The organism is Ensifer sp. 4252, from assembly GCF_050434565.1.
Lineage (GTDB): Bacteria > Pseudomonadota > Alphaproteobacteria > Rhizobiales > Rhizobiaceae > Ensifer.
The window spans coordinates 1-9,178 of the sequence record NZ_JBNDIU010000058.1 but is presented as its reverse complement, the minus strand read 5'-3'; the positions used below and the strand labels follow the sequence as shown (position 1 = coordinate 9,178).

The window sequence follows — 9,178 nt, the reverse complement described above, 5'->3', positions numbered from 1 at the left end:
CATTGTCCGGCATTGGACGAGGTTACGCTGCGGTCGTCTCGCCTTCAAGCAACAACGTTTGGCCTTTACTGGTGATGACACGCGGCACTCGGTACAATCCTATGTCGACAAGGATCGATCCTGATCTGACGAATGAGTTGGCATACTCGATCGGGACCGCCAACCGTTCGGACCGGTCTATGTGCTGGATCCTTTTGGTGTGTCGGGACAGCCTTCTGGCGCGTTCAATCCCCTTGATGCTCTCGACCGTGACGGCCTCGATGTCGCGGAAGATGCCAGCACGCTAGCCGATGCCCTTGTCTGCGACCAACCCGCCATGTCCGGGGAGGCCCATTGGAACGAGGAAGCCAAGGCACTGATCGCGGTCTCATCCTCAACATCGTTGCAGAGGAATCGCCATCACGGCGAAACCTCTCGACGTTGCGGGAGTATCTGGCCTTGCCGCCGGAAACCTTTGCTGCCCTTCTCAGGCGAATGCAGGACAATGAGGCGGCGGGTGGACTTATAGCCCGCGCCGCCAACCGGCACCTTGGAAAATCCGATCGCGAGGCGTCCGGCGTGCTCTCGGCTGCTCAGCGCCACACACATTTTCTCGATAGCCCGCGCATCACGGCGGTTCTTGGTCGATCCGATTTTGCGTTCGGCGATTTGAAAGCCCAGCCTGGAACGATATTCTTGGTGCTGCCGCCAGACCGCCTCGGCAGCTACAATCGATGGCTGAGGCTAATGTTGGCCCAGAGCCTCACAGCCTTGGCAAGAACGCCATCAAAACCCTCCGCTCCGGTTTTGTATCTGCTCGACGAGTTTGCCAGCCTTGGTCATCTCGCGCCTATCGAGCATGCCATGGGCCTGATGGCGGGCTACGGCGTCCAGCTCTGGCCAATCCTGCAGGACATCCATCAACTGCGCGCCACCTATGGACGACGAGCCGGTACCTTCCTGTCCAATGCCGGCGTCCTTCAAGTCTTCGGCGTCAACGATCGTGACAGCGCTCGGCTCATCTCCGACCTGCTGGGACAGGAAACCGTCGTGTTTCGGGCGATGGGCCAGGCGCTGGATTCCGACAAATCGGGGATCTCCTACAGTGAGCAGCATATCGCCCGGGCCTTGCTGACACCGGATGAGGTGTGCAACTTGCCCGCCAACGCCGAACTGTTATTCCTCGCCGGACAACGGCCGATCATTGCCGAGAAGCTTGTCTACTACCAAAACCGAGAGTTCACAGGGCTCTATGACGCAGGATAAAAGAAGCTTGGAACGGGCGGATCACAGATGAAAACAAGCCTTGAACACCTGCCGGAGCGCAAACAGCGCGAGCTCGCCCGCATCGTTGAAATCATTCACGAGGAATTCGCCGACAAGCTCAGCGGCGGCACAGCTGAGTTCAAGCAGAAAGGCCGAATCTTTAAGATCATCCTGTTCGGATCATACGCCCGCGGCACCTGGGTCGATGAACCGCACACGATGAAAGGCTATCGCTCGGATTTCGACGTCCTCGTCATCGTCAACAGCAAGAAGCTCGCCGAGGCGCAATATTGGGATAAAGCCACCGACCGGCTGATGTGGGACAAAACCATTCAAACGCCGGTTAGCATCATTGTTCACGGGGTCCGTGAAGTGAACAGCTTCCTACGGGATGGACAGTATTTCTTCAGCGATATCAGACGTGACGGTATCGTTCTCTACGAATTCGACGATCGACCGCTCGTCACGCCGAAACCACTCACTGCACAGCAGATCTACGAAGTAGCAAAAAAACACTTCGCCACTCGGCTCGAAATTGTTGATAGTTTTATCGACCATACGCTTTTCGCCCTACAAAAACACAACACGAAAAGTACAGCATTCATGCTCCACCAGGCCATCGAGCAAGCGTATTCCACCTTGCTTTTGACCCTGACGAACTACAGCCCTCCTTCCCACAATCTAAAGTTCCTTCGGGGTCTGGCTGAGGGTCAGGATGTACGCCTGACGGAGGCCTGGCCCCGGGATCAACATCGCTATCAGTCATGGTTCAACACGCTGAATGAAGCGTATGTGAAAGCCCGCTACTCGGAACACTACGAGGTCAGCGAGGAGGCCGTGACATGGCTGACCGCTCGAACTTCGGTTCTCTACGATCTGGTCAAAACAATCTGCGCAGAACACCTTGCTGAGCTCGAACGGGCGGCCAATTCCGAGAACTAGCTGCCTCAGCGTTCGTTCAGCGGAGCGATGATGTTCGTTTCCAGTCGATACATTATGCGATCATTTCCGCACAGAACGTGAACATCACAGCAACCCGCCGTGCGGAGTGCCCGGCCCGCCGTCACTGTACGTGATCGTTTGCAGCGAGCGGCCGACCCCTGGAAGTATCCCGGTCAAGTGATGAAGTTTCTGCAAGCCGAGACTAGGATTTTTCCTGTCGACCCATTCGCCATTCGAAAGCTTTGCCTTCACGTCCGATGATGTACCCGACGAGCTTCTCTACCTCCTCAATGGCTCGGAACAGATCCGCTTCGGCAACTTCGACGCGACGCCCGAACCAGGAAGCGGGATCCTCCGGGTTAAGATCTTCCTTGTCGCCACCTACAAAGAAGAGGCTCGGGTGCTTACGGATCGTAGGCTCATCGTAGTATGCGTCGAAACCTGCGTAGTCGTCCGTGTGCTGGGTGAGGTTGCGAGCCAGAACCACCTGCTCAATGATCGCAAGATCCGCGGGGCAGTCGCTCCAGTCGGTGTCGATAACTTCGGAGAGGACCCCTTTATAACCGTTGACGAATCCTTGCTTGAAAAGGGTCTTCTTCGCCTTGGCGCTCGGGCTGAATCCAAATTCGCGCTCGAAGTTCATGAAGGCAATTTTGAGCGAGTTCGACAGCATCGAGAGACATGAGTAGCCCAGCACGTTTAGCGCCATCTCGGCCTGCAGCCATTCCGTTAGATATGGCGGTTCGCCGCTTTCCATGTCGTATCCGCGCGGCGGCTCGTCAAAAGGTGGCGTTTCCTCGTCAATTGCTCTCTGGATTTCAACGAACGGCTTACGTCCTTCGCGGTAGTACATACGGATGAAGTTGGTGCGCAGGTCGGCGAAATATTTAACGTCCATGGAGCTCCTCGCGAACCGATGAAACGATCAGCCGGTTCTAACCGGCGGTACGCGTCGAGTACAGATGATATGCCCAGCGTTGGCCTTCTTCGCGATGCGATACTCGAGTGTTTTCACCTCGACAACAGGCGACGCCTCACAAGCATTCGCCACTTATACAATCAGCATCACTCTATCGTAAGTGGATAATTTACCCGACCACGCGATCTTAGCGTCCATCGGGCGCCGCTTGGAAGACACACGACGGGACGAACTACTTACGCTCAAGAACGGCGTCTGCTTACAAGGTTTTGGGGGGAATGAAATGCAGAGCAAGCCCAGCGCGGCCAAGAAGAAAGAACCGACCGGCGTCGAGAGCGTAACTCAATTTCTCACTGAGATTTACAGACTAGCCCCCTCCGCAGGCGTCCGCTGTTTTAGAGGAGAGGCTGATGCGCGCTGGAGGCTAATGCCTTCAGTGATGAGGAACCTCCGCGTGGACGCCGAGAATAACATCTTTAGCGAATTGATGGCAGAAGCACCGAACGAGTTCGCAGACGATCGAAGCATGTTCGGACGCCTAGTACGCGCCCAGCACTACGGCCTGCCCACGCGCCTTCTCGATGTTTCCCTTAACCCATTGGTTGCTCTCTATTTCGCGTGCTCCGACGAACCCCAAATGGAGCACGACGGTAAAGTTCTCATCTTGGATTTCAGAAAGACGAACGTACGCTATCCGGACAGCGACACGGTCAGCCTAATATGTAATCTCTGTCGCTTGACAGACGAGGAAAGACAGGAGCTGAAAACTGCGGGTTTGAACAGAAAGCTGCCCGACGAAGAATTTCAAAAGCTTCCTAGCGCTGAGCGACTAGCTCACTTCGTGCGCATGGAGAAGCCCTACTTTCTTAACAAGATGCGATCGGCCGACTTCCGCAAATATTTCTTCGTTTATCCGTCTAAGGCAAACAAGAGAGTGACCGCGCAGTCTGGTGCCTTCGTCGCCGCAGGGCTGCTCTCGTACAAGTCAACTGAGAACATAGTTTCGTTCCAACAATCAGTCATAAATGTCCCCGCGCCCGCAAAGCCGGACATTCTTAAAGAACTTGATATCCTGAACATTAACTCTCGATCAATGTTCCCGGAGATTGAGTACACATCGAGGTATATTAAACGAAAATGGGAAAATGAGCGGTCGTCAAACATAGAAGATCTTTTCGGCGGCATTTTCGCCAACTTTTTTGAGAAAACCAACTAACGGTTTGTCCTTACGTCGATAAAAGAGTTTATTTTTATATTTTCAAAGGCAAAGGGATATACACGTGAAGAAAATTGATTCTTAGCTGTGGACAAAGCATCCGCTACTTGTTTCAGCTTTCCCCAACACCTACTTTGAATTGTAGCAATCCGGTTCTGGGGCACAATATGGTCCGCAAGGTGACGCCAGCTCAGTACAATGCCATGGTCAGGCGCTATAACGCCGAGGTCGATCGAGTAAACAGGGCAAACCGCGCGGCCGCTCAAAAGGCTGTGCGGGAATACAATGCCGAGGTTGATCGCGTTAACCGGCACAACAAGCGGGTCGTGGACGAATACAACCGCGCGATCCGTCAACACAACCAGAATACCCAGAGTGCGGTCCGCAAGTATAATCAGGCCGTGAGAACCCACAATGCAAACGCGCGCAAAGAGCGGCATGATCTAGCAAGGCAAATTGCCACGCTTAAAAGCGGCAGCAGCTCGAGCCGGTATATCGAGGTCAGCCAATCTACTTACGATATCTACGATCGTTTCGAGAGGGTCGAACGCGAGGCTAAGCACAATACCGCTGTCTCGGACCTGCTCACACTTTCCGAGCGGGAAGCTGCGAATAGCATTGCGGTAGCGGAAGCCTTCAATTCGGAAGCTCCGGTCGTGCCTGAGGTGATCCCCGACTCAGGAATCATTGAATATCTGGAGGGCTTTTCCGAAGATCTATGTGATCGCTGGAGGGGGGCCATTTTCGCCCTCAACCCGGCGAATACAGACGCCGCACGCCATTTCTGCACAAGCGTCCGAGAGATCTTCACCGAAATTCTCGACAAGTGGGCCAACAATGACGATGTGTTGGAGTCAGATGGCGGCTGCGAGAAGACGCCGCAGGGCACTCCGTCACGAAGGGCGAAAATCCGTTACCTGCTCAAGAAAAAAGGGGCGGATTCTCCTGAAATGCTCGGCTTCGTTGAAAGAGATATCGACGATATCCTACAACTATTCAAAGTGTTCAATGAAGCCACGCATGGAGCAGCGGGCAAGCATGGATTCACGAAGCTTCTGAATATCCGCCAGCGTGTAGAAGGTGGGATAATGTTCCTCGCTGCGTTGGCGCTCTGAATGCCCATCCCCCACCCAGGCGGGTTGGATCGTCGAAGCGCGAAGACGGCGGGCAGGCTATCGCGATTAGCCGCTTGCGTCGGTCGCGAGCACCTCCAACCGCCAAATCACGACTACATTGCTGGCATGAGCTTAGAGCTCGCCCATATTTACATTGGATGGCGGCTTAGTCGCGACGATGCGTAGGAACTCCCATGAGCGAAGATGATCCGGTTGAAGGCAAGACGCCTTATAAAGTGAAGTTGTCGGATCTTAAAAGCACAGAGCCGTTGGATATATCGGACTTAGAGGATCGTACCGGCGCTGCCGCCAAGAAGTTCGATGCCTTCCATAGCCCAGGGCCGAGCGATCTACTGACGCGCCAAATTGAAGAAGAACAGCGCAGAATCAGGGAGCTGACTCGACCTCCGGCCGAGGTGGGAAAAGTTCTCGACAAGATAGAGCAGCATCGAAAACGCATGGAGGACGCAATCGGTCCGTTGGGGGGCATGCAAAAGCTCTACAGTGACCTGGAGGCACAACGTAGCCGTATCAACGCCATGCGCTCGCCGACCGGTTTCCCCACGGAAATTGAAGTCAAACCAAAGCGTCTGCCGACCATTCCGCCGAACCCCATCCTAAACACCAATAAGAAGCTCGAGGATATCGAAGCAAAGTTTGAACAGATGCTGACGGTCATGTCAGGCGCCGCGAACATCGCCAATGATATTCAGGGGCACGCAGCGCATTTCCTAGAAAAATTTGATAAGGCTTCCGAGCAGACGGACCGATCCGCAAGAAGCGCGGTTCGCGTGGCTATTCTCGCCCTATTCATTTCCGTCGTCACACCTTTCATTCCAATGGCGATCGACCACTTCTGGCCCGATGAAACACCGGCGAAACTAGAAAGTTTGGCGCGACAGATCATTGATCGCCAAGCAGAAGACCGTGTAGCAAACGATCGGCTCCTACGGGAATTATCGTAAACCAATCATGCTTCAGCCGACCGCGTGGCACAGGCGCTCCGCCAACGTGATGAGCAGATTTCGAACATGCTTGAAGATATCAGAGCGATTGCGAGGCAATCTTCCAAGGTCAGCCCGCACTGAATGCGCGACCACTAGCCCTGATCATATCCCTTGTCATCAGTCTGGAGAAAAGCATGAAAGACCTTGCCGCTGAGATTCCTGACGCCGATCTGTTGCTGGAATTGGAGCCGGAGGAACTTGCGGGAAAGCTTCTATTCGTCCTTAGGCGAAGGTTGGCCAATGGCGCGCGAAGTGTTCATCTCGGCAACGCCCTGAATGAGGTAAACGGCCATTTCGGCAGCGACGCTCCGTGGCCGGTTCAACGCGCCGAGCCGATTAAAGTGGCGATTACAGAGGCATGGTATTGGCTGATCGCCCAGGGAATGCTTATCCCCACACCGGATAGCAATGGCCAAAACGGGTTCTCGATCGTAAGCCGACGCGGCCAGGCCTTTGAAGATGAACGCGCTTTCGCCGCGCACCAGGTCTCGCGTCTGCTACCAAAGGACATCCTGCACGCGCGCTTCGCTGATCTGGTTTGGTCGTCGTTTGTTCGCGGCGAGTACGACAGCGCGGTCTTCCAGGCTATGAAAGCGGTCGAGGTTTACGTTCGAGAAGCGGCCAATTCCGGGAATGATCAAATCGGTGTCCGGCTGATGCGTGATGCCTTCCGCCCTGAAGGTGGCGCGTTGACGGATACTACGGCTGAAGCCGGCGAACGGACCGCACGTATGGAGCTTTTCACGGGTGCCATCGGATCCTACAAAAACCCTAACTCGCATCGTGATGTGAACATGGAGGATCCTGCGGAGGCAGTGGAGATCATCATGTTGGCCAATCACCTTATGAAAATCGTCGATGCGCGCGTTGCCGCATTGAATGATATGGCCTGATGAGTCTCGTCCCAGCACGTCGCGTCTATTCTCGATGCTGCTAGAGAGAAGTAGTTCGGAGGCCCCATCTTTCAGATGATCCCCAGTAGAGATCAGCAATATGGCGATTGAATTCCCGCTTCAGATACTAAAATCCGTTTGGGTGAATCGCCCCGACGGGCGGTGGTCTATAGACAACGTCAAAGGGCTTACCCTTGCCTCGAAGGCGGAAGACGATCAGCGGTATTTTCTTTTGCAGGGCAACGTGGAGGTTTTGACGAACAATCCGAATGGCCGATTTAACGACGTTCTCTCCCTCTTTGGAACCACTGAATTCTTGATGCAGCAGAGCATTGTTCCCGTGGTGGCGTGGCTGGAAGGTGAAAGCGCGATCCGATGCATAGGAACTGCATCCATAATTAGCTGCACAGGCTACCTGATCACAGCTGCGCATGTGCTGCTTGATCCTTTGGAAGCGGGCTACGGGGCAGTGCGTGTCGGCCGAGTAGTACAGCATCGCGACCAACTGAATTTCGGGGTCTTTATACCCTATTGGATGCAAGGCAGAGGGGGTTATCTACAAAAGGCCTTTAGGTTCTTTCCTTTCGAAAAAATGTGGGCTTGGGGCGATTGGAAGCAAAGTCCGCTTCTGTACGACGATGATCGCTGGGAGCACCTAACTGACGTCGCTGTATGCAAGATACCCCAGATGCCGGGCGGCCAAGCCCATCAGCCGCTGAACATGTCTCTGAACGCATTCACGCCAGGGGAGGATGCTTACGCACTCGGGTATGCTGAGATGCCGGACATTGAGATCAATCCAGCCACCGGCCGGATTGTTGATGACGATTTTCGGCTGAACCTCTTCGTAACTGCCGGTAACATCCTGCAGACATTCCCCCAGAACCACATCGTAAAGGAAGTATCAACACCTGGACCCTGCTTCGATTTGAACGCCCGAGTTCCGGGCAAAATGAGCGGCGCTCCCATTTTTGGTGCACGGGGCGCGGTCATTCGTGGTGTTGTAAGCCGAAGCTTCTCAGGAGAGGAGCATGCCTACGGCTCGATGCTAGGTCCCGCGATGGACCTGCCGATGGATGAACCAGAGGTTCAAGGTCGCTCACTGCGGAGTTTGCTGCGGGAAGGAAATGAGGGGATGGCTCAAGTCCACGGCGCTGGTCTCTAGAGGCTTTCACGAAGGTATCGAGGTTCTCGGACATGTTCTGTGGAATGCACGCCTCGGCTTCCATGATCACGTGTGATGAAGCGCCGAGCTGAGCATGAAAGCCGAGCGCGCCCTTTTGCTACAACAGTCCGACGCTTCGTAGCAGGTCGCGCAGTTCGGCCTCTACGCTTGCCGCACGAAGGACGCCATCTAGATCAAGTCTGCGGGCCAAGTCCACGCGTGACATGGGTTTTCGGTACGCCGGCCATTCCTTTTCGAGCGCCCTGATTGCGCCCGGGGTGTCGAGTGGGCGATTGGCCGTCTTTCCTGCCAGGTGACGTAGAAGCACTGCCTCAAAGCAGGGCCGTTGCCAGAGGATCGTAATGTTGTTGTCCGCGGCAAGCTTACCCGCTAGTTCGGCGCGCATAGGGTCGCGGTCGGCCTGATCAGAATCTAGAAGTGCGAAGCGTTCCGCAGGCGCGCCGCGTGTCCTCTGGAGCTGCTTCAGCCGGAACACAGCTAATGTGATGCGTATTCCGGTGATGCCGGACGGCTATTCCAATCTGAAGTCGGACAGGTATTCCAATCTCATGCCGGACACAATAACCATAACCATCGGGATGGACGCTGCGATATTCTTCCCACAGGATCAGCAGTGTCACGCCGGGCTTCTTCAGCTCAATGGAAAGCTCCGCCC

The 9,178-nt window shown here is 54.8% G+C and carries 7 protein-coding genes and 1 pseudogene; 7 read left to right on the top strand and 1 reads right to left on the bottom strand.

Features of this window, described 5'->3' with window-relative positions:
• Positions 1 to 142: 142 nt before the first annotated feature.
• Together ABIE33_RS35890 and ABIE33_RS35885 are read left to right on the top strand one after the other, a co-directional pair.
• Positions 143 to 1,245, top strand: a pseudogene (locus tag ABIE33_RS35890) (type IV secretory system conjugative DNA transfer family protein); the annotation flags it as partial.
• 27 nt (positions 1,246 to 1,272) lie between these two features.
• A complete protein-coding gene (locus tag ABIE33_RS35885) occupies positions 1,273 to 2,187 on the top strand; it encodes a nucleotidyltransferase and HEPN domain-containing protein (protein ID WP_429133879.1) in 915 nt (304 codons plus the stop codon).
• A 202-nt stretch (positions 2,188 to 2,389) separates the two neighbouring features.
• Here the strand turns inward: ABIE33_RS35885 and ABIE33_RS35880 are convergent, their stop codons facing one another.
• Positions 2,390 to 3,085, bottom strand: a complete 696-nt coding sequence (locus tag ABIE33_RS35880) for a hypothetical protein (protein ID WP_429133877.1) — start codon at positions 3,083 to 3,085, stop codon at positions 2,390 to 2,392.
• Positions 3,086 to 3,389: 304 nt separating this feature from the next.
• On the opposite strand from ABIE33_RS35880, the gene ABIE33_RS35875 reads away from it, so the two are divergent.
• From ABIE33_RS35875 to ABIE33_RS35855, 5 genes are all read left to right on the top strand, one after another.
• Complete coding sequence (locus ABIE33_RS35875) at positions 3,390 to 4,322, top strand: FRG domain-containing protein (RefSeq protein ID WP_429133876.1); 933 nt, start codon at positions 3,390 to 3,392, stop codon at positions 4,320 to 4,322.
• Between the two features lie 167 nt (positions 4,323 to 4,489).
• Positions 4,490 to 5,437, top strand: a complete 948-nt coding sequence (locus ABIE33_RS35870; RefSeq protein WP_429133874.1) for a hypothetical protein — start codon at positions 4,490 to 4,492, stop codon at positions 5,435 to 5,437.
• A 194-nt stretch (positions 5,438 to 5,631) separates the two neighbouring features.
• Positions 5,632 to 6,402 carry a hypothetical protein gene (locus ABIE33_RS35865; RefSeq protein WP_429133872.1) on the top strand — a complete coding sequence of 257 codons (771 nt, stop codon included), beginning with the start codon at positions 5,632 to 5,634 and terminating at the stop codon, positions 6,400 to 6,402.
• Positions 6,403 to 6,578: 176 nt separating this feature from the next.
• Positions 6,579 to 7,337 (top strand): TIGR02391 family protein, encoded by a 759-nt coding sequence (locus ABIE33_RS35860; RefSeq protein ID WP_429133870.1) that lies wholly within the window; start codon positions 6,579 to 6,581, stop codon positions 7,335 to 7,337.
• A gap of 100 nt (positions 7,338 to 7,437) precedes the next feature.
• Positions 7,438 to 8,502 (top strand): trypsin-like peptidase domain-containing protein, encoded by a 1,065-nt coding sequence (locus ABIE33_RS35855; RefSeq protein ID WP_429133868.1) that lies wholly within the window; start codon positions 7,438 to 7,440, stop codon positions 8,500 to 8,502.
• The last annotated feature ends 676 nt before the right edge of the window (positions 8,503 to 9,178 follow it).